Source organism: Sphingomonadaceae bacterium OTU29LAMAA1, assembly GCA_024072375.1.
GTDB lineage: Bacteria > Pseudomonadota > Alphaproteobacteria > Sphingomonadales > Sphingomonadaceae > Sphingomonas.
Genome location: CP099617.1, coordinates 3094357 through 3116059 on the forward strand (window position 1 = coordinate 3094357; position 21703 = coordinate 3116059).

The 21703-nt window shown below is 64.6% G+C and carries 14 protein-coding genes; 7 read left to right on the plus strand and 7 right to left on the minus strand.

Going from position 1 to position 21703, the window contains the following annotated elements:
• Positions 1-293: 293 nt before the first annotated feature.
• From asd to NF699_15015, 3 genes are all read right to left on the minus strand, one after another.
• The gene (gene asd / locus NF699_15005; protein USU04337.1) at positions 294-1001 is read right to left on the minus strand and encodes an archaetidylserine decarboxylase; all 708 of its coding nucleotides are present in this window, start codon (positions 999-1001) and stop codon (positions 294-296) included.
• Positions 1002-1303: 302 nt separating this feature from the next.
• Positions 1304-2269, minus strand: a complete 966-nt coding sequence (locus NF699_15010; GenBank protein ID USU04338.1) for a ThuA domain-containing protein — start codon at positions 2267-2269, stop codon at positions 1304-1306.
• Between the two features lie 413 nt (positions 2270-2682).
• Positions 2683-4005, minus strand: coding sequence for an HD-GYP domain-containing protein (locus tag NF699_15015; protein ID USU04339.1), 1323 nt, complete (start codon positions 4003-4005; stop codon positions 2683-2685).
• Positions 4006-4383: 378 nt separating this feature from the next.
• Here NF699_15015 and NF699_15020 point away from each other — a divergent pair, with 378 nt between their 5' ends.
• The 7 genes from NF699_15020 (at position 4384) to NF699_15050 (ending at position 17263) form a co-directional block, all read left to right on the plus strand.
• Positions 4384-5007: a sigma-70 family RNA polymerase sigma factor gene (locus NF699_15020; protein USU04340.1), complete on the plus strand. Its 624-nt coding sequence runs from the start codon at positions 4384-4386 to the stop codon at positions 5005-5007.
• Entirely contained in the window at positions 5007-5981 is a 975-nt protein-coding gene (locus NF699_15025; GenBank protein USU04341.1) for a hypothetical protein, read from the plus strand. The genes NF699_15020 and NF699_15025 overlap by 1 nt, the downstream gene beginning before the upstream one ends.
• Positions 5982-6078: 97 nt before the next feature.
• Positions 6079-8934 (plus strand): TonB-dependent receptor, encoded by a 2856-nt coding sequence (locus NF699_15030; protein ID USU04342.1) that lies wholly within the window; start codon positions 6079-6081, stop codon positions 8932-8934.
• Positions 8935-9045: 111 nt separating this feature from the next.
• The gene (locus NF699_15035) at positions 9046-11718 is read left to right on the plus strand and encodes a TonB-dependent receptor (GenBank protein ID USU04343.1); all 2673 of its coding nucleotides are present in this window, start codon (positions 9046-9048) and stop codon (positions 11716-11718) included.
• 63 nt (positions 11719-11781) lie between these two features.
• Complete coding sequence (locus NF699_15040; protein ID USU04344.1) at positions 11782-13560, plus strand: hypothetical protein; 1779 nt, start codon at positions 11782-11784, stop codon at positions 13558-13560.
• Positions 13561-13634: 74 nt separating this feature from the next.
• On the plus strand, positions 13635-14342 hold the full coding sequence (locus tag NF699_15045; protein ID USU07115.1) for a FadR family transcriptional regulator: 708 nt from the start codon (positions 13635-13637) through the stop codon (positions 14340-14342).
• Positions 14339-17263, plus strand: coding sequence for a glycoside hydrolase family 127 protein (locus NF699_15050; protein ID USU04345.1), 2925 nt, complete (start codon positions 14339-14341; stop codon positions 17261-17263). The genes NF699_15045 and NF699_15050 overlap by 4 nt, the downstream gene beginning before the upstream one ends.
• Positions 17264-17467: 204 nt before the next feature.
• Here NF699_15050 and NF699_15055 read toward each other — a convergent pair whose 3' ends face one another.
• The 4 genes from NF699_15055 to NF699_15070 all read right to left on the minus strand — a co-directional run bounded on the left by NF699_15055 (position 17468) and on the right by NF699_15070 (position 21565).
• A complete protein-coding gene (locus NF699_15055) occupies positions 17468-18724 on the minus strand; it encodes an alpha-hydroxy-acid oxidizing protein (GenBank protein USU04346.1) in 1257 nt (418 codons plus the stop codon).
• Between the two features lie 31 nt (positions 18725-18755).
• Complete coding sequence (locus NF699_15060; GenBank protein USU04347.1) at positions 18756-19472, minus strand: FCD domain-containing protein; 717 nt, start codon at positions 19470-19472, stop codon at positions 18756-18758.
• On the minus strand, positions 19469-20212 hold the full coding sequence (locus NF699_15065) for an AraC family transcriptional regulator (GenBank protein USU04348.1): 744 nt from the start codon (positions 20210-20212) through the stop codon (positions 19469-19471). Before NF699_15065 ends, NF699_15060 begins: the two co-directional genes overlap by 4 nt.
• A gap of 63 nt (positions 20213-20275) precedes the next feature.
• Positions 20276-21565, minus strand: a complete 1290-nt coding sequence (locus NF699_15070) for an MFS transporter (protein USU04349.1) — start codon at positions 21563-21565, stop codon at positions 20276-20278.
• Between the last annotated feature and the right edge of the window lie 138 nt (positions 21566-21703).

A 21703-nucleotide genomic window follows, 5' to 3' on the forward strand; every position in this document is an offset into this window, starting at 1 on the left:
TTGCCCTCAACGGTGGTCGCGTTGATCGGCGCCGACTCCAACCTGTCACATGCGGCCACGCCAACCGCACCGAGGATACAGAATGCCAGCGCTGATCTCTGCACGTCCAAGGCTCCCATCGACTTGATCCGGGTGAGCCTAAGATACACGTCCCATTATGCAAGCGCTACGCTCTTCCGCCGATCCGCACGTGGTGATGACGATTGTTGTCCACCAGCTTTCCGGCAGGGCATAGGCCGTTTCGAGCGTCAGCTTGAAAGTCTTCGCATCGCGGCTGACGGGGCGACGAACGCTCAATTCGCGCGTTGGCCCATCGGCTCGCCCAGGCGTACGGTCCGTTCTGGCGCCCAGTCTTCGTCGAACGCGATGGCCCCCTGTTTCCACAGCATCACGATCGTCGAGCCGAGCAGAAATCGGCCCATTTCCTCCCCCTTCTTCAGCACGATATTCCGGTCGGCATAGGTCCACTCCGACGTCCTGTTGGTGCGCTTCGGATTGACCACACCGTGCCATACGGTCGCCATGCTTCCGACGATGGTGGCGCCGACCAGCACCATGACGAACGGGCCATGCTCCACCGAGTCGAAGGCGCAAATTACGCGTTCGTTGCGCGCAAACAGGTTCGGCACACCGCGCGCCGTGACAGGGTTCACCGAGAAGAGCGTCCCCGGCACATAGATCATGCGCGTGAGCTTGCCATCACAGGGCATGTGCAGGCGGTGGTAATCCCTGGGGGAGAGGTACAGGTTTGCGAAGCTGCCGTGGCGAAACTGATCGGCCAGTGCAGCGTCGCCGCCAACGAGCTGCGTCGTGGTGAAACGATGCCCCTTCGCTTGCAGGATGTGATGATCATCGATCGAGCCGAACTGGCTGATCGCGCCGTCGACCGGACAGACGAAGTCGGCAGCCGCGACCGCGCGCGAACCCGCTTTGAGGGGACGGGTGAAGAAGTCGTTGAAGCTCTTGTAGCTGCCGATGTCGGCATCCGCGGCTTCGCTCATGTCGACGGAATATTTGCCGACGAACCAGCGGATGAGCTGCGTTGTCATCGCACCCCCATGCGCCCTCGCGACGCGACCTGCGAACGTGGTGAGAAGCTGCTTGGGCAGCATATATTGAAGCAGGACCGGCAGGCGATCGGACATTGGAACCTCGAGACGTCGATACCATCCCTTTAGGGCATGAACCGTCAGGTCGACCTATGGAATGCGTGCTGGATGATGACGGGCGATCGATTGGGGGTCTTCGCGACGCGTATTGCGCCGACAAGCGTCGGTGTGCGGGAAGCAGCGCGTATGTCAGCCTAACGTGCCGCCCACCGAATAGCGTTGGTGAGAATGAGCCGGTAATTCGGGTCTTTATACGCATCCGATGTGTGGCCGAGCGCCGAATACAAGACGCGGCCTTTGGTTGATGGATTGGCCCAGACGATCGGATGCACGCCCATCGTCAGTTTCACGCCGGGACGGTAACTTGCCTCGTCGATCCTCGCGAGAACGGTCATTCCACGAGCTGCGGGATTCACATCGAACGAATACCACTCGTCTACGGGCGACCAGGGCAGCGTCACGCCAGCCATGACAGGATGATCGGGTTGTTCGACGACGATCCGGGCCGGCTGCAGCTGATCGGTGCCGCCGGGATGGCCGATGAACGTGGTGCCGATCACCGTGTTCTTGTACCAGGACGCGGTGTGACTGTTGTCGCCGGCCGCGTGTAACGCCACGACGCCACCGCCCCGCGCGACGAAGCGGGCGAATGCGGCGCGCTGATCGTCCGTAAGGAAGTCGCCACTGGCGCTATTGAGGACAACAACGGAAAAGCGGCGCAGTTGATCGTCGTTGAAGATCGCGGCGTTTTCGGTGGTGTAGCTCGCGCGGCCCAGACGTTTTGCGATATCGGCAAGTATGGCGCTCGAACTCGGGATATGCTCGATGTGCCGCCAGCCATTGGTCTTCGACACGATCAAAACCGCACCACGCAAGCCCTTCGGGAGCTCGGGTACAGCGGTATCGTACGTGGCCGTCGGCCGATGGGGATCAGGCGCTGCCTGAGCCATGGTCAACAGGGCCACCAACGCCAGCATTTTGTACATCACACGATCTCCCGCGCCGAAAGATGGCCGTTGCATCAGCGCCGCGAGCATACACCTGCGAAGTTGATCAATTAAAAGCAAAATCGGAAGCGGCAGAACCGCCGCGTGAACCGGCGGCCGGTGGCGATAATGCGGAAACCTGTGGTGAATGATCGGTAGGGGGTCGATCGTCACGGACGTGGTTGGACGGGTCGACCTTGACGTTGGGCGTGCAGCTCTTGCCATGTCAGATCGAATTGCTGCAGATACTTGTGCAGGCGATCGGCATCGTTGGACGACACGCGCTTTGGCCAGTGACGCTGCGAACAGCGAGCGGCTGCAGCGGCAGGTATTCACGATCTGGGAGAATTGGACGCGGTCGAACAGGTCAAGCGCGGCGACGCGGTCCGGCGGCACGAGGCCGCCAGCCGTCGTCCGCCGCCGGTCCTGCGTCGGTGAGCTCGCTTTGCTTGTGCCCGGGACGGAGGCACTTGCCCTAATCTGCCGCATGGGTGGACCACCGGAGGCGCGGCAAGGCGCTGTTATGGTGGTCTGGATGTCACGTGAGCGGCGATCGATCCTGCCGCGGCCTGCGTGGCGAGAAGCCCCTATCGAGCAGCGTGCAACGTCGGCGCGTGACTGGAAGGTGGCGCCTGGACCGGCAGGTTGCCGATGATCCGCGCCGCCATCGCGCGACCGTTGTCCGAGAACCACACCGCCGGGTCCTCCTGGCTCACCGCCTGATCGTCGCTCAGTCGGTCGCTGAGGATCACATCCTCATAGTCGACGAAATGCGATCCGACGGTGGCGTAGAAGGCGCGCACGACTGGCAGGCGGTCGGCGTGCGCGGACGGCAAAACGATGGCGAGGCGGTTGGAGCGCAGGCGCAGCAGCTTGCCGGGTGGAAACACCGCGATGCTGCGCATGAACCGGAACAGCAGGTCCTGATCGAAATGCCCATCCAGACCGGCCATCTCGGTGATCGCATCGATCGGCGACATGCCTTTCTTGTATGGGCGGTCCGAGGTCATCGCATCATAGACGTCGCAGATCGCCGCCATTCTGGCAGCGGGCGTGATCTGGTCGCCGGAAAGCCCGAAGGGATAGCCCGAGCCATCGACCCGTTCGTGATGATGCAGGCAGATATCGAGCGCGACGGCGGGCAGGCCGGTTTCCGCCGACAGGATCGCGTGGCCGAGTTCGGGATGCAGGGCGATGTGCGCACGTTCCGCATCGGTCAGGGGGCCTACCTTTTGCAGGACGGCATCGTCGATCTGCAGCTTGCCGATATCGTGCAGCAGGCCTGCGATACCATAATCCTGCACCGCTTCCGGCGATGCTCCAATCTCCCGCGCCAGGCTGATGAGCAGCGCACAGACGGCAACGGAATGCGTGTAGGTGCCATCGTCCTTTGCCTTCAACCGGGTGACGCTGGCGAAGGCTGCGCTGTTCTGTTCGAGCGTATCGGCGATGTCGCGGACGACGCCGATGATCTGGGGCGCCGCGATCTCCCGGCCCAGGCGGCAATCCTCGAACAGTGCCTTCACCACCTTCGTCGATCGCTGCGCCAGCGCCGCTGCCCGCGCCTTGTCGGCCTTGCCGAAAGCGGCCGGCGGGACGATGCGCCTTGGCGCGGGTCGCGGTGGCAGGGGCTTCGTCGGCACGGAAGAGATGTCGTGCCATCGCGAAGACGTTTTGGGGCCGATCGTGGCTACGGCCTGCCGCCTATCAAGTGCCTGGTCGCCGGCGATGACCGGGGTCAAACCGCGTGCGGGATCGATCACGATACTGGCGCGACTGTGTCGTATCTTCACCAGTTCGTCCTGCGTGGTGACGACGAAATTCGCGCGCCAGAACGGGTGGGACAGCCAGTTCCCTTCAAAGCCGCACACGTACATTCCCAGGCAGGCGTCTTCAGGCTTTACGATCATATGCAGGCCCACTCAATTTCCTCGACCGGCACGCTTCCTGCCGGCTCATGAAACCGTTATGGACATAAATTGCTAACATAAGTTGCATCCAATGTGGCTTTTTTTCAAAGCTTTCTCCGATGATGAGGCGACCATGCTGCCTTGCTCCGGTATCGCTGCTCTTACGAAGACAGCGCCCACGCCTTCAGGTTTGCGTGAGAGTTTCAGCAAATCCATTCCGCCTGGATGAGCAGCGGGAATACATTGCCAGAATGATCTGGCTCACCCGGTTACGGCGCCATAACTCCTTGTAACCGGGTGGGACTATAGAAGAGCTTATCCGTCGCAAAGTTTCACTACAGTATATCGCCATGATCGGTGTTACCGCGCCGGCGGTGGATGACGATCACTATCGTGTCGGAATCCCTGGCTAGCGTGACTGGCCGACGATATGGACGCCGAGGAGATCACCACAATTACGAAGGGCTGAGCAGGCGGGTGGCTGATTCGGGTAAGGTAAAGCCGACTGATCGACTCGCCGAGCTGGTACGCAATCATCGATCGCTGCTGGCGCGTTTTTTCGCGCGTCATGCTCCGGATCAAAGCGAAGTGCCCGACCTCGTTCAGGATGTTTTCCTGAAGCTGAGCAAGTCCGTCGTTCCCGCAACCCTCGAAAGCCCCAAAGGATATGTGATTTCGGTCGCCCGGTCGGTGTTGATCGATCATCATCGGCGTCGCGGCGTACGGCACGTCTCCGATCATGCCGATCTGGACGATATCGAATTGGAAAGCACAGAATTATCGGTAGACCGGGTGCTCGACAGCAAGGCCATGGCCGCGCGGATGGAAGAGGCGCTGCTCCAACTGCCGGAACGCACGCGGGACGTGTTCGCGTTGAAGACTCTGCGAGGAATGAAGATGGCCGAAGTCGCCCGGACGATGCAGATATCGCTGAGTTCGGTAGAGAAGCATCATGCGCGCGCGTTGAGCCATCTTGCCACCCGGCTCGCGGAGTTCCGTTGATGACCCGGGAGCAACTGGAGCAAGCCGCGTGGTGGCACGCCCGATTGAACGATGTGGCCGACGGCCCCGCCCGCGCGGCCGCGGATGCCGGATTCGGGGCGTGGTACAGCGCTGGCGACGCCCATCAGCAGGCCTATGCCGCGATCGTCGAGGCAGACGGCATCGCCCGAGCCTGTTCCGCGGAACAGGTGTCGCAGGATCTGGGCGATGCCGCGCTTTGGCGTGCCGCCAACCGTCGCCGTCGTCGCCGTCACGTCGCGATCGCCGGACTGTGCGGTGCGATCGTGGTGATGCCCGTCGCGGCACTGACGATACGTCACTTCACGCAGCCGGCACCCGTAGTAGTCGCCGCACCGCCGCGCGTGTTCTCGACCGCAACAGGCGAGCGCAAAACGTTCGCCATCGACGCGCCTGTGGATGTGATGCTGGATACGGCGAGCCGGGTCACGGTCGAGGGAACGACGTTGACGATCCAGGGGCAAGCGTATGTCAGCACGACGGGCAAGCCGATCCGGCTAAGGGTTCCGGGTGGCGTCATCCGGCTGCGGTCGGGCGGGCTGAATGTGAGGAAGACGGCAACCGGGGTCACGGTCTTTGCCGATGACGCCTCTCTGAACGCCGACTATGATCCGGACACGGCGGCTTCCGTACGACTGCAACCCGGTCGTTTGCTGACGCTGGCGAACGATCGGGTGCGCATCACCGTGCCTGCGGATGCCGGGGCGATCGTCGGATGGCGCGATGGCTGGCTGTTGTTCGACGACGTTCCGCTCGCCCGCGCGGTCGCCGAGGTCAATCGCTATCGGCGGGTTCCGATCCGCATCTCGCCCGATGTAAGCGACTGGCGGATCAGCGGATCGTTCCGCGCAGACCAGAGCGCCAGCTTCCTCGACGCCGTCGCCAGTTCCCTGCCCGCGGCGCTCGTCCGACCGGGCGATGCGCCGTCGATTTCGGTCCGTCACACAAAACACTAAAATAAGTTAGTCCTACTATTACGGGTTTCAGCGCCCGCCACGTCTTCACTCATACTCGGCTCGGCACAGATCGGAGCGGAGCATGGGAGCAGGGAGGGTGACGCGCCTGATGGGCAAGCTGCTGGGCATGACGGGTCTACTGACGGTCGCGGCCGTCGATAAGGCAACGGCCCAGCGTGCGTCGCAGGCCTTGCCGCAGCCGTCCTCACGCGTCCGGCAGCTTCCGCGGTTGCTCCGCATTCCGCAAACGAACCTGGTCGATGCCTTGCGGACGTTCTCGCGCCAGACCGGGCGCTCGGTCGGCTTTGCCCCGAAACTGGTTCGCAACAAGCTGGGAACGGCACTCGACGGCCGGTTCGATCCCGATCTGGGCCTTGCCCGCCTGCTGACGGGCACCGGGCTGACATTCCGGGCGATCGACGGGGGCTATGTGCTGGCCGCGGCGTCCGCGGACAGGCCGGTGCCGATCGTCGCACGCGCGCTGGTCGCGCACAACGACACCGTCGATATCGTCATTGTCGGGACGCGCCTCGACCAGGGCGAGGCGACCGAGGTCAAGCGCCGGTCGCTGCAATCGGTCAGCGGCCTCAGCGACGCAGACATTCGCAAGGTCGCCGACACGTCGCTGGCCGACGTGTTGCGGCGCGTCCCAGGGGTGCAATCGTCCGTGCGTGCCGCGGGCGCTCTGATCACGGTCAGGGGTCTGAGCCAGACGGAATATCGTCTCAACGGCCGCAATCTGACGAGCACGTTGTTCCGCGGCTTCGACATCGCGGCCCTGCCATCCGACATCGTCTCCAGCATCGATGTCTACAAGACGCCATCTGCCAGCCAGATCGAGGGCGGGATCGGCGGCGTTGTCGATTTCCACACGCGTCGCCCGTTCGACGCCGCGACGCCGGAGGCGACGGCGACCGTCAAGGGCGTGTACGGCGATCTGGACGGCCGGGTCCGCCCCTATGTTTCGGGACATGTCAGCGGGCGGTGGACAACGAGCGCGGGCGAGATCGGTCTGTTGATCGGTGCCAGCCACCAGTCCCAGGATGTCGCGGGCGACATCTTCCGCATCGACACCAACGCGTTGCGGCCGATCGAAACCGGTCAAATCGTCGATGCGCCGGTCGACGCGATCAAGCGATATCTCCGCGGCACGAAGACCCTGGATGCAGTCTATGCGTCGGCGCAATGGCGACCGGCGACGACATTCGAGATCACCGGCGACGTTCTCTACAATCGCAGCACGCTGGACTTCACGACGACATCGCTGCTGGCGTCGCTGGTTGATGGCGTGGCGAGCGGCCCCTTCGATCTGCATCCCGATACGATGGCGGTGCGGAGCGGCCGCTGGACTGCAGTGCCGCTGGAGTCGAGTACGACCTATGGGCAAGGTTATTTCGAAACCCGCCAATATGGCCTGAGCGGGCGCTACGAACACGGTCCGCTCAGCCTGCTGGTCAATGTTGCGAACACGGCGACCCGCTTTCGATATCGCGCGCCCACCGCCACGCTGGGCGCCTCGGCGCCGCAGCTCGACTATGGCATCGATCGCGACCTGCCGCGATTCACGGTGTCGGGTATCGATCCGACCGCGACCGACACCTGGCGCCTCGCCGCCTACAGCGAATTCGATGTTGGTGACAATAATCGGGAAACGAACGTTCGGCTGGACGGCGTCCACGCGTTCGACGGGACGATGAAGGCGCTGAAATTCGGCGGACGCTTCGCCCGGCGGAACGTCGATCGTAATTCAGGCCTGACGCTGGCGGACGTATCCGGCGGTACGGTTACGATGGCCGGCGACAATTTCACCGGGACCGGGCTCGATCGATTGTTCACGTCGGCCTATCCGCAGGCGCAGTGGATCGCCCCCACCAGGCAGGCACTTGCGGTCGAACGGCTGGGCACATTGCGCAGCGTGTTCGGGCTTCAGTCCGGCGCGCCAGCGTTCGATCCCGAATCGGGCTTTCGGGCGCGGGAGACGATCACCAACGCCTATGTCGAGGCGACCTTCGGCATGGCTGCGGGAGGCATGCCGATCGATGGCAATGCGGGGCTTCGCTATGCCGCCACGCATCTGTCGATCGGCAGCCCACCGATGGTGTCGGGCGCCATCCGGGACTTCGATCGCTCGTATGACCATTGGTTACCCAGCATCAACCTGCGGGCGGAGCTCGATCGCCGCCTTTATTTGCGTCTGGCGTGGTCGCGGCAGATCACGCGCCCGTCGTTCACGCTGCTGTCGCCGACTGTAATACTCGACTTCGTGAATGCCGTCGGAGACGCCGGTAATCCGCGCCTCGATGCACTGCGCGCATCGCAATATGACGCGGCGCTGGAATGGTATTCCGCCAACGGCGGCAACGTGTACGCCGCAGCCTTCTACAAGCAGGTGCAGGGCTTCATTCGCACGCAGGCGGCAGCGGAGCAGATCGACGGACGATCATTCCTCATCAGCCGGCCCGTGAACTTGGATAGCGGCTGGATCGGCGGCGTCGAGCTTGGTTTTACGCAAGCCTTGCGCTTCATGCCCGGGCTGCTGGCCGGACTGGGATTACAGGCGGGCTATACCCGCATCGGCAGCTTCACGCAGGACAATGGCGCAGGCTTTCGCGTGCCGCTGGAGCAGATGTCGCGCCACAATCACATGATCGGCGTGACTTACGATCGCGCTGGCGTTTCGGCCGGCGTGACCTGGATCTGGCGCAGTCGCATCGTGGAGCTGTCGCGCGGCGATGCGCTCGGCCGGCCACTTTTCCGCAACCCTTACGGGCAGCTGGACGCCACCTTCGCCGTGCCCGTGACGGCGCGGATCAGCCTGACCGCGAGCGCACTCAACGTGCTGCAACGACGGACGCAGGAGTATTTCCAGGATCGCCGGTTCATCAATCAGACGTTCGACGAAAGCCGACGATTTTTCGTCGGTGCCAGCGTCGGGTTGGGAAAGCGACGATGACCGCCATGCGCCATGATCGCGAGCCACATCCTGCCTGAGCGGCGGGGGGGGGCGATCACCGCCAGATACGAAGAACATAACACGATGCGCAGCATCGAAGGGGAGGGCTTTATGAAAACGAATCGCTATAATCACTGGCTTTACAATGGCCTGATGATGTCCGCCGCCGGTCTGGCCGCTATCGGCAGCGCGCAGGCGCAAACGACCGGCGCGGAGAAGAAGGACGAGCCGGTCGCACAGAGCGAACCGGCGGTTCCCGCGGAATCGGACGTCGCGGATATCGTCGTCACCGGCCAGCGACTGGGCTTCAGCACGACCAGCCAGATCAAGCGCGATGCGCCACAGTCCGTCAGCGTGCTGACGACGAGCGACCTGCGCAACATTCCCGATACCATTCTGATCGACATCGTCCGGCGTGTACCGGGCATGCAGGTGTCACAGGGCGGCGGCGGCGGCATCGTATCGATCCGCGGTCTCAGCCAGACGGAAAATCGCCTGAACGGCCGCAATTTTCCGAGCGGTATCGGTCGTAATTTCGATATCGCCACCCTTCCCGGTGATCTGGTGTCCGGCGTCGCGGTCTACAAGACGCCGACGGCCGATCAGATCGAGGGCGGCATCGCCGGCATCGTCGACTTCCGCAGCCGCCGTCCGTTCGACTTCGACGGGTTCGCCGCATCCGCTACGGTCAAGGGCGTTCATACCAATCTGGACGGCAAGATCGATCCGATCGTGTCGGGCTATGCGTCCAATCGCTGGGATACCGGCATGGGCGACATCGGCATCCTGGTCGGCGGCAGTTTCCAGCGGCAGCGCAATGCGCTCGATCTGCTGACCACCAACGGCAACAGGCTCCAGACCGGCCCGGGCGGCACCAACATCGATGCGCCCACATCGGTCTACAAGCGATACTTCTTCAATAACAAGGAGCTGGCGACGGGGTACGGTTCGCTGCAGTGGCGGCCGAACGATGCGCTCGAAATGGTGGTCGACGTGTTGTACAATAGCACGTCGAACGTCGGCGGTTTGCAGAACCTCAGCGTCGCGCTGACGCAGCCGACCCGCGATCCGGTAACCGGGGTCACCCCGGCGGGTGCAACGGCAACGGGACCGTTCAGCCTCTATCCCAACAGCAACATCTTCCGTTCCGGCAACTATCGCGACGTACCGATCGAGTCGGGGCTCGACCTGTTCGGTGGCAAGCTGGCTGCGTTCCAGGCAGGCTATAACGCCACGTACAAGCAGGAGGCTGCAACGATCAGCTTCGATGCGGCCTATACCCGTTCCACGTTCAGGGGGCCGGGCGGCGGCATTGCGATGACCTCCACTGCGCCGACCGTGGCATATAACGCCGACGTGACATATCCGTCCTTCGTGATCGGTGGTGTCGATCAGGCCAACCAGAACAGCTACAAGTTCTCGAACTTCTTCGAGTACATCAACCGTGACGAGAGCGACGACATCGCGCTGCGGCTCGACGGCAAGTACGATTTCGACGGAACGCTGCGCAATATTCAGGTCGGTCTGCGCTACGACAGCCGGACCATCGGTCACAGCGGCGGTTCGCGCAACGGACTTGTCCCGGCAACGATCGGCAGCGTGGCATCAAGCCAGCTGAGCGAATTGACCGCCAACGACCTGTACGACAACACCCCGGTCACCCAGCGTCAATGGGCCAGTTTCGGCCCACGTGTGCTGACACGCTATGTCGACCGGACCCGTGGTTTCTTCGGAGTCAGCGGAGACGTTCCCGACAGCCCTGCATCGGCATACAGCGGCAAGGAAAAGGTGATCTCCGCTTACGGCATGGCATCGTTCGCGGTGCCGATCCTGGGCATTCCGGTGGACGGCAACGTCGGCCTTCGCGTGACGCAGACCGATTTCACGCTGAACGGCACGCAGGCGAACACCACGCTGATCGGCGGTGTGCCGACGACCACGCTGGTGCCGCAGACGTCCGGCAGCAACTACGTCAACGTCCTGCCCAGCGCCAACATGCGCCTGACGCTGGCCCAAAATCTGTTCCTGCGTCTCAGCTATTCCAAGCAGGTATCGCGGCCCGGATTCGCGCAGCTGGCCCCGGTAACCACGCTCAACTTCCAGGATCGTATCGGCTCGTCGGGCAATCCCAACCTGAAGCCGCTGCGCGCCGATCAGCTGGATGCGTCGCTGGAATATTATTTCGGATCGGACAACAGCGTCTACGCCGCCGGCTTCTACAAGGACGTGAGCGGCTTTATCCGGAACGAGACGATCGGCACCGCGGTCGCAGGCTTTCAGGTTACCCGACCGGCCAACGCGATCGATGGATACGTGGCTGGCGCGGAAGTCGGCTACCGGCAAAGCTTCAGCTTCCTGCCGGGACCGTTGTCGGGCCTCGGCGTGCAGGGAAGCTATACATATGTCGATGGCTCCAGGTCGCCGAACGACGCCGGTTACATCGTGCCGTACGAGCAGATCACGCGGCACAATTACCAATTGTCCGGCACCTATCGGAAGTACGGGATCAGCGCGAACGTCAACTGGGTCTGGCGCAGCCTGCTGCTGGAAGCGACCAGCAACGATCCGCGCGGCCGGCCTGATTACCGGACGCCGTTCGGCCAGCTCGATGCCAACCTGACCTATGCATTGACCCCGCGGGTCAACCTGATCGTCAGCGGCGTCAACCTGACGCAGTCGCTGATCCGCCGTTCGTTCGAGGACGACCGCTTCTTCGCGCAGGATGCTCTGGAGAACCGCCGCATCTACGCCGGCTTCCAGATCAAGCTGGGCGGCGGCCTCTAACCGCCGGGGCCACCCGGTCGTTCGCGTCCGGGTGGCCATTTGAAGGACTAGACAGGAATGCGCATGACCGACGACAGCATTGTTTCGCGCCGAACCCTGTTGGCGGGCGCTGCGGCGGCGGGTGGTACAGCGGTGCTGGCCCCCGGGGCGGCTGCAGCGCAGGCATCTGGCGCCAATCCCGCGGGGCTGCGCCTGCTGACATCCGTCGACGGGATCAACACACCGCCGCGCGGGCCGGGGGTGATGAAGTTCAGCTTTGCCAACCCGGAGCCGTCCGTGGCGTTCGGCAATCTGCTGTTCGGCTTTGAAATCATCACGTTCGAGAACAATTACGGCATCGATCCGACGAGGGTGTCGGTCGAGCGAAGCAGCGATACGCTGCGCCTGACCGCGACGGGCCTGACATGGGCCGGGGGACAGCGACGCCGCGAGGGAAAGCTCGTCGCCGCATTGACCCGCGCCGCCGACGGCGCGATCGAATGGACCGTATCCGCCGGCATGGATATTCCGATCAAGGCGGTGAAGACGATCGTGCGTGGATTGCCGCGCGGGCGCGTATCCATGACCGCGGACGACTGGCAGGATCTCGGCGAGGCCGAGCGGGTGTTCGAATATCCCATGCTGACGGGGGGAATGGCGACGCCCTTCATGGCGATCGAGGGCCGCGATGGCCGGGTCTGGGGCTTGTCCGCACTCCAGAAAGAGGTGCGGCCGGCGCGTTTTGCGTTCCTGCCGGGTGCCGACGGGTACAAGATCGAACTGTTGTACGAACAGGCCGGCTGGGACCGGCGCGGAGACGTCACCACTTGCGGCTGGCGTATCGCGCCGGATGCCGACATCGCGACCGCGGCACGGCGACATTTCACCTCGGTCGAACAAGCGTGGTCGATCCCCGATCTTGCGAGCAGAACCGATGCGCCCGACTGGATGAAACACATCGCCTGTGTCATCGCGCTGCACGGCGAACACTGGACCGGCTACGTCTTCAACGACTTTGCGCAGCAGCTCGAAATCCTCCGGTGGATCGCGCGCCAGATCGATCCCGCAACCGTGATGGTCTTCCTGACCGGCTGGGATGCCCGATATTACTGGGACTATCCCGCCTTTGCGACCGGTGCGAAGCCCGGTGGGCAGGCCGGACTGGACCGGCTGGTCACGGAAGGGCGCAAGCTCGGGTTCCGCTTCGCGCTCATGTTCGGCTCGAACGTCGCCAATCCTGCATCGCCGTCCTTCGCCGCGGTTGCCGATGCCCGGCTGGACGATGTCTACGGCGCACCGTTCCCGGCGAATTACGTGGATTGGGACGGCGATCGCAAGGGTGACGGGTCCATGGTCTTCATGAACCTCGCGGTGAAAAGCTGGCGCGACCATCTGGCAGGCCGCATTTCGACGATGATCGACCGGCTGAAGGTCGACGCGTATTTCCTCGATATCTGCGGCTTGTGGGAAAACAATACGCAGGGCGACATGCTGGTCGGCACGCGCGATCTGGTGGATCAGCTCGCCCATCGCCATCCCGGCATCCCCGCCGTCGCCGAGATGCAATATGATGCGCTGATGGGATTCATCCCGATGAACCACGTCGCTCGTTACGCACTCTACCCCCGCGCCAACGATGACAAGGTCGCATCCTTCCATCATCTCAGCTGGCCGGCAGCGGGCCGTGGATCGACGGGCGTCCACGAATATGGCTTCAACACCTATCGTCCGGTGACCATCGAGCAGCGGCAGATTCCCACCATCACCTTCGTCGACGACACGTTCGCGACGCAGCGCGATGCCGTGGCGAAGGACATCGCCACCGCGCGTGCCAGATACGCCAGGCGAGGCAATCGAACGTGACGGTGAGGCAGCCTACCACAGTCGGCGATGACGACCTCGCGCCGGATGGCGCCGAGGCCGGCGACCCGGCAGTCATCCCCGAAGCACGCGGCACGGGACGGCGGTTACGCGGAGCCGTCGCCTATCATCTGGGTACCGCGATCGTGTCGGGCGATCATGCCCCGGGCGATGTGCTGATGAGCGAGGCGGACGGATCGGTAGCCCTGAACGTGTCGCGCGGGGTCTATCGGGAGGCGATCCGGACGCTGGTCGCGAAAGGGCTGGTCGCAAGCCGCCCGCGCACCGGAACGGTGGTGCAGCCGCGCCATCGCTGGAACCTGCTCGATCCGGATGTCCTCACCTGGACCTTTTCCGGTCAGCCCGACATGGCGGTCGTGCGCAGCCTGTTCGAATTGCGGGTCATGGTGGAACCATGGGCGGCATCGATGGCGGCGGAGCGCCGCACGCGTGCCGACATCAAGGCGATGCGGACGGCCCTTGCGGCCATGGCCCGCCACGGGCTCGATCATCTCGCCGGGCAGGCAGCGGATTGCGCGTTCCACGACGCGATCCTGCGGGCGACGGGCAACGATTACCTCGCCGTGCTGACTACCAGCATCGGCACGGCGGTGACCATGACGACACAGTTCAAGCAGCGATCGCGCGCATTGCCGCGCGATCCGATCCCCGAACATCGCCGCGTGCTCGATGCGATCGTCGCAGGGGATGGCGTCGCAGCGGCGGCGGCAATGCACGTTCTGGTCGACAAGGCATTGGAAGACACACGACAGGCGATGGAATGACGGCGATCCCCGGCGGGGGACTGCCCGCCGATCGAGAATATTGGTGCAAACAGCCAAAGGCCGGACATCCGGCAGGAGAGAATGCGATGAGCGATTATCACGACAGCACCACCTGCAGCCATCACTGCGACCCTGCCGCCCAGACCGGGCCGAGCCGTCGCAACCTGCTGCTCGGCGGGGCAGGGGTGGGCGCCCTCGCACTCATTCCCGGGCGTGCCATCGCCGGGAGCGGTGCCATCGATCTCGCGCCCGTCGCGGTGCCCACCGCGTCGACAGTGGGCGAGGACCCGCGCCTGCTGACGCTGTTCGACACCCGGCTGCCCTCCGCCTCCACGGACACGTTGAAGGGTGCGTGGAGCAGCTGGCCGCATCGCGATATGCAGTGGATCGACCTGCGCTGGTCCGAACCGGTCACCGCGTCCCGGGTCGAGGTGTACTGGGCTATCGACGGAAGCGAGGTGTTGTTGCCGCGTAGCGCCAGATTGCTGCGCTGGGACGGCGGCAAGTATGTTCCCGTCACGCTGCGTACGTCGCCGACGCTGGGCAAGGACATGTTCGACGGGTTCGACTTCGCGCCCCTCAGCACCGACCGCCTCCGGCTGGAGGTCGAGCCCGCGGCGGGCAAGTCCGCCGGCGTGTTGCGCTGGCGGGTGCTGAGCGCCGGCGCGTTGCCGTCGCTGGCTCCCGCGATCGCCGCGGGGATCGACCGCAGCGTGATCGTCGGTGGCAAGACCTATCTTACCGCCGACGCGCGCTGGGTAAGCCGGGCGCCGGGCGACAGCCTGCGCTGGACCAAGGCGAGCGGGCCGGGCACCGTCAGCTTCGCCGATCCCACCGCATCGGACACGCTGGCGGGGTTTTCGGCGCCGGGCGACTATGTGTTGCGGCTGACCGGTAATGCGGGTGCCAAGAACGGTGCATCGACGCTGCACGTCCGCGCCGTCGCGCCGCCGCCTGCCCAGCGTCTCGACGTCGTCTACACCACGCCATGGTCGGTCGATAATCCGATGTGGAACGCGCGGGTGAAGTCGCTGATCGTCAACTGGATCCCCCATTGCGTCGCCTATTGCGAGCGGACCGACCTGCCGACGGGGCAGGGCGGGATCGACAATTTCATCGAGGCGGCCAAGGCACTGCGCGGCGAAGCGCACGGTACGCACAAGGGCTATGTCTTCTCCAACGCATGGATTTACCAGACCGTCGAGTCGATGTGCCTCGCGCTGATGGTGGATGCGGCCGGCGATAAGGAGATCACACAGGCGCAGGACAAGATGCGCGCGACGCTGGATCGCTGGATCCCGATCATCCTCGCCGCGCAGGAGAGCGATGGTTATCTCCAGACCGCATTCACGCTTGCCGATCGCAAGGAATGGCCACGCCGCTGGTCGCCCGCGCAGCGCGGCAATCACGAAGGTTATGTGGCCGGTTACTTCCTGGAATCGGCGATCAATCACCACACGCTGACGGGCGGCAAGGACCTGCGGCTGTATAATGCCGCCAAGAAGCTGGCGGATTGCTGGGTGGCACATATCGGACCGGACAAGCAGGCCTGGTTCGACGGGCATCAGGAGATGGAGCAGGCGCTGGTCCGCTTTGGCCGGTTCGTCAACGATGTCGAGGGCGGCAAGCGCGGCGACGCCTATGTCCGCCTAGCGCGCTTTCTGCTCGACTCTCGGGAGGGCGGGTCGGAGTACGACCAGAGCCACGTGCCGCCGGTTCGCCAGTATGAAGCGGTCGGCCACGCGGTGCGTGCCGTGTATTTCTATTCCGGCATGGCGGACGTCGCCGCCGAGACCGGCGACATCGATTACCAGAGCGCGGTGATGTCGCTCTGGGACAATATGGTGAACCGCAAATATTACGTCACCGGCGGCGTCGGCAGCGGCGACACCGCGGAAGGGTTCGGGGTCGATTACGCGCTGAAGAACGATGCCTATTGCGAGTCATGCTCCAGCTGCGGCCTCATCTTCTTCCAGTACAAGATGAACCTCGCCTATCACGACGCCAAATACGCCGATCTTCTCGAAGAGACGATGTACAACGCGCTGCTCGGATCGGTCGACATCACGGGCAAGAGCTTCTGCTACACCAATCCGCTCGACGGGACGGAGCGGGCGAAGTGGCATTCGTGCCCGTGCTGCGTCGGCAACATCCCCCGCACGCTGCTGATGGCGCCGACCTGGGCCTACGCCAAGGCCAGCGACGCCCTGTTCGTGAACCTGTTCATCGGCAGCCGCGTCAATGTCGGCAAGGTGGCGGGCACCGAGGTCGAGATGGTGCAGCAGACGGATTATCCGTGGAAGGAAGCCGTGGCGATCACCGTCAACCCGGCGGTACCCAGCCGTTTCGCCGTGCACGTCCGCGTGCCGGACCGCGCGACCAGCACCCTGTACGCGGCGAGCCCGGCCGTGGCCGGCATCAAGCGGCTGTTGGTGAACGGTCAGTCGACCCCGATCCTGATGGAGAATGGCTATGCGGTCATCCGTCGGGAGTGGAAGGCAGGCGATCGCATCAGCTTCGATGTCCCGCTGGCGGTGCAACGCATCGTGGCAAGCGACAAGATCGCGGTCACCCGCGGGCATGAGGCGTTCCGATACGGTCCGCTCGTCTATGCCGTCGAAAGCATCGACCAGCCCAATATCGATCGACCCGTCGCCGGCTTACCGGTGCCATCATGGCAGCCCGGCCTGTTGGGTGGCATCGTTACGCTGGACGGCAAATGGCAGGATGGCAGCAAGCTGCGCGCCGTGCCCTATTATCAACGGGCCAACCGCAACGGTGGTCCCATCCCCGAATTCCCGCTGGCGGATGGCTCGGTAAGCTATGCGCCGGGTGGATCGTCGCTGGTCGCCACGTCGGTCGTCACCGACGCCCCTGCGCAGACATCGCGCGTGTGGATAACGTCACGACAGAAAACCTGAGCGTAGACGTCGTTGCCGGATGGCCGTCGAACCCATGTGGCAAGCAGCATGCCTTGGGGAGACGTGCCATTCGGATACCGCAGTCGAAACACGATCCGCCGCCGGTTTCAGTCGATCCGACCGCTTCCCCGATGCAGCGCGCGGATCGGCCTCGTGCTGGTCATGACCGCATCAGCACGATCGATGGGGTTGTCGCAGGCGCAATCACGCGTGCGACGACAGGATGACCTGCATGTCATCCCTATCCTGCGCCCCGTGTCCTGTGCCCCGTGTCCTGCGCCCCGTGTCCTGCGCCCCGTGTCCTGCGCCCCGTGTCCTGCGGACGTGGCGGCGGGACAAGGCGGCGACATCGTTGATCCCCGCCAGTGTCAGGGTCCGCTCGAATTCCGTGCGCAACAGTGTCAGGAGATGATCGACGCCGGGCTCGCCGCCTGCGGCCAGGCCATACAGATAGGGTCGTCCGATCGAGCAGGCGGTGGCGCCCAGGGCGATGGCCTTCACGACGTCCGAGCCGCGTCTGATGCCACCGTCGCAGATCACATCCGGTGCATCGCCGACGGCATTCCGTACCGCTTCGATCTGGTCGATAGGGGCGGGGGCACCGTCCAGCTGACGGCCGCCATGGTTGGAGATCATGACGCCGGTCGCTCCGGATGCGATCGAGCGGCGTGCGTCCTCGGGGGTCATCACGCCCTTGATCGCGAGCGGGCCGTTCCATTCGCGCGCGAGCCATTCGACGTCGCGCCAACCGACCGACCGATCGAACTGACCGCCGATATAATCGAACAGGCTCATCGGCCCCGATGCCAGCGCGTCGATCCTGTGGCTGACGTTGGCAAGATCGAACCTGGAGCCGGTCAACGCCGGCAGCGACCATGAGGGATGGAGCGCGAAGCTGAGCAGCGACCGCAGCGTCAGCTTCGGCGGCAGGGACAGGCCGCTGACCCTGTCGCGTTCGCGATTGCCGGCCACGGGCGTGTCGACCGTCAGCGCAAGGCCATGATACCCTGACTCCCGACAGCGTGCCACGAACTCGGCGGTAAGGCCGCGATCCTTGAAGATGTAGATCTGGAACACCTTCGGGCCGGCAAATGCCTGCGCCAGATCCTCCAGCCGCGTCGTACCCATGGTCGACAGGCTGTAGAGCAGCCCGTGCCGCGCCGCCGCGCGGGCGACGGCGAGTTCGGCCTGTCCGTGGAACATCCGCGTGAGGCCGGTCGGCGACAGCATGAGCGGCCAGCGCGACGACTGCCCGAAGATCCTGGTCTCTGTCTTGATGTGCGACACGTCGTTGAGGACGTCGGGAACGATCTCGTAGTCCGCGAATGCGGTGACGTTCCGACGCAGCGACACCTCGTCGTCGGCGCCGCCATCGATATAGTCGAAGATCGGTCGCGGCAGCCGGCGGCGCGCGATCAGGCGCAGGTCGGCAACGTTGTTCGCACGGCCCAGTGGCGTCATGTCGAAGTCCGGCTCCCCGCCTCGACCGCACTTAGCGGTCCGCATTCTCGTAGAACATGTCGCTGATCGTCTGATCGAAATGCGCATCCATCAATCGCGCCGCGGCGGCGGGATCGCGATCGGCGATGGCATTGGCGAGATCGCGATGCACCGCGATCACGGCATCGCGCTGGACCGATGTTTCCCGCGTATGCCACGCGCTCGGCACCGCCACCCGCATCAGCTGTTCGAAGGATCGCACGATCTGGTGGAACAGGACGTTGCCACCGGCATGGGCGATCGCCTGATGAAAGGCGATGTCGTGGCCGATGAGGGTGCCGAGGTCGTTCTGATGCGTCGCCATGCCTTGTGCGTGGTTCAGGATGACGCGGGCGTCCCCATCGCTGCGATGGTCGGCCGCGAGCGCCGCGGTGCGCAATTCCAGCGTGCGACGGACGTCCCAGACCTGTGCCGTTGTGATTTGCGCGGTGGCGACGGCGTGATCGATCGAGGCGGCCATCACCGATCCGTCGATCGCGCCCACGCGCGCCTTGCGGCCGTTGCCGACGTCGATCACCCGCAGTGCGGCCAGCGCGCCGAACGCCTCGCGCATCACCGCGCGGCTGACGCCCATCTGGGTAGCGAAATGTCCTTCGCCGGGCAGGGTGTCGCCGACCTTCAGGTCCGAATCGCGGATATGGTCGCGGATGCGTCGTACGGCGTGATCGACCAGCGAGCCGGAAATCTGGCCGGATAGAGGAGCGGTCATGCCGCGATCTGCCGGCTGCGAAATTGCGTCGGCGCCTGACCGAAGCGGCGTGAGAAGGCGCGGGTGAAGCTGGCGTTGTTGAGATAGCCGCAGCGATAGCCGATTGACGATACCGGCAGATCGGTCGCCAGCAGCAGATCGCGCGCGCCGCCCAGCCGGCGGTCGGCGATCGCGTCGGCGACGCTCATGGCGAACACCGAACGGAACCCGCGGGTCAGCTTGGCGCGATTGAGGCCGCAGGCACGCGAGATCGAATCGAGCGTCAGCTTTTCGTGCCAGCGTTCGTCGATCAGACGGCGGGCGTCGGCGATCCGCTGCGCCTCGGCCGCGGACAAGGCGCCGGCGCCGTCGGCGGGGATCAGGGTGGCGTCGCCGAGCCGCTCGAAGGTCACGCAGAGCAATTCGATGCATTTGGCGACGCGCAGGGTCGTGGCGGCGTTGCCCGGGAGGCGCGCCTGCTGGATCGCCAGCGCGATGGCGCGCAGATCGCTGGGAAGATGCCACGCACCGGCATGGTCGGGCGCACCGCCGAAGATACGCCCGCACGCCTGCGCGGTGACGACGAAGACGATGTCGGCCGGGACCAGTTCCACAGTCCGCGGTTCGGGATGAAAGGCGAAGGTCGCCGGTGCGAAGCGATAGCCGAAGGCGACCGCATCGGCTGGCCATTCCCCAGCGGGTAACGGACCGTCACCGGTGAAGGCCAGCATTTCCGGCGATACGTCGATCCGCGCTTTCATCCGTCCTCACCTTTATATCGTTGCAGGCAAGATGAACCTGTCCGATAGCTTATGCAAGAGCTTTCAGATAGGTTCTGCCAGAGCGGATGACGGCGCGCGGCGCATCGCGAAGAAGAAGGCGATCAACGAGAGTGCGCTGGTGACGGCCCCGACCGTGGCAAGCCCCTGATCAAGGTGCGATTCGCCGCCGAACAGGCTGCTCGCCGCGGCGACCAGGGTCGGCGCGAGGCCGAAGCCGATCAGCCCGGCGATGGCGATGAACGCGCCGATGCACAGCCCGCGAAGCTCGTTGGGGATCAGCACGGTGAGCGCGACCGAGGTGACGACACCGGTGATCGAGCCGCAAAGAATCAGCGTGCCGAGCGCGACGGCGAAGACCGGCACCGATGGCGCGATCGGGAACAGCGCGGCGGGGATGCCGATCGCGGCGGCGACCACCGCGCCGATCAGCAGGCCGCCCTGACGACCGCTCTTCTGCCCCCAATCGGCGGAGAAGCCACCGACGATCGCGCCGAGCAGGCCGGCGACGAAGATCAGCGGTCCCATCCAGCCGGCGAATTGATCGGGCTGCAATCCGAAGCTGCGCGACAGCACCGGCGCGGCCCAGATCGCTGCGGCGGCATCGGCCATGACCACGCTGACCTGGCCCATGAACAGCGGGATCAGGAAGGCGCGTCGTGCCCAGAGTTCGGCGGTGACGATGCGGAAAGGTGCATGTGTGCTTGCCGCGACTTCGCGGCGGGCGGGTTCGCGAAGAAGGAAAAGCGGGATCACGAATATTGCACCGAGGATCGCGAGCGCGAGGTGGGCGCTGCGCCACGGTGTCGCCTGCCAGAACCAGTCGGGCGCGCCGCCATGCACGAAGATGCCGAACAACGCGCCGGTGAGGCCGAAGGCGAGCGCCTGACCCAGCGACTTGCCGAGGTTGACGATCAGCAACGCCCGTCCGCGCTGCGCCGGCGCGCACAGGTCGGCGCAGAGTGAGAGGGCGGCGGTGAGCGCGCCAGTGGTGCCGATCCCGGTCAGCATGCGCGCGACGAACAGCAGCAAGACGCTTTGCGCAAATGCGGTGAGCAATGTGCCGAGGACGAACGTCGCGACCAGCAGCAGCATGATGCGGACGCGATTGTGGCGATCGACCCAGATGCCAATCGGGATCGAAAATAGCGCGAGCGGCAAGGCGGCGCTGAGGCCCTGGATCAAGCTGAGGGTATAGTCGCTGAGGTGCAGTTCGGCCTTCGCGCCTTCCTGCACGGTGCCGAACGACGCCATCATGGTGAAGCCGATCGCCATCGCCAGCGCGAGCGCGAGCAGCGGCGGGAGCGAGCGGGCGAAGGGACGGGTGTCGGACATGATGGTTCCTCGTGGGGGAGGGGGGCGGAAAGATCGCGTGTCGTCCTCACCCTCCCGCGGCTACGCCGCTCCTTCCCTCTCCCGACGGGAGAGGGAGAGACGCCGAAGGCGGCGAAGGGTGAGGGCAGGGCAGGCCGG

Excerpts from the sequence above, each read along its gene's own strand:
- NF699_15065 (USU04348.1), bottom strand. The coding sequence starts at position 20,212 with ATGAAAGCGCGGATCGACGTATCGCCGGAAATGCTGGCCTTCACCGGT.
- NF699_15040 (USU04344.1), top strand. The coding sequence starts at position 11,782 with ATGACCGACGACAGCATTGTTTCGCGCCGAACCCTGTTGGCGGGCGCT.
- NF699_15015 (USU04339.1), bottom strand. The coding sequence starts at position 4,005 with ATGATCGTAAAGCCTGAAGACGCCTGCCTGGGAATGTACGTGTGCGGC.
- NF699_15020 (USU04340.1), top strand. The coding sequence starts at position 4,384 with ATGACGATCACTATCGTGTCGGAATCCCTGGCTAGCGTGACTGGCCGA.
- NF699_15055 (USU04346.1), bottom strand. The coding sequence starts at position 18,724 with ATGACGCCACTGGGCCGTGCGAACAACGTTGCCGACCTGCGCCTGATC.
- NF699_15070 (USU04349.1), bottom strand. The coding sequence starts at position 21,565 with ATGTCCGACACCCGTCCCTTCGCCCGCTCGCTCCCGCCGCTGCTCGCG.
- NF699_15050 (USU04345.1), top strand. The coding sequence starts at position 14,339 with ATGACGGCGATCCCCGGCGGGGGACTGCCCGCCGATCGAGAATATTGG.
- asd (USU04337.1), bottom strand. The coding sequence starts at position 1,001 with ATGAGCGAAGCCGCGGATGCCGACATCGGCAGCTACAAGAGCTTCAAC.
- NF699_15025 (USU04341.1), top strand. The coding sequence starts at position 5,007 with ATGACCCGGGAGCAACTGGAGCAAGCCGCGTGGTGGCACGCCCGATTG.
- NF699_15060 (USU04347.1), bottom strand. The coding sequence starts at position 19,472 with ATGACCGCTCCTCTATCCGGCCAGATTTCCGGCTCGCTGGTCGATCAC.
- NF699_15035 (USU04343.1), top strand. The coding sequence starts at position 9,046 with ATGAAAACGAATCGCTATAATCACTGGCTTTACAATGGCCTGATGATG.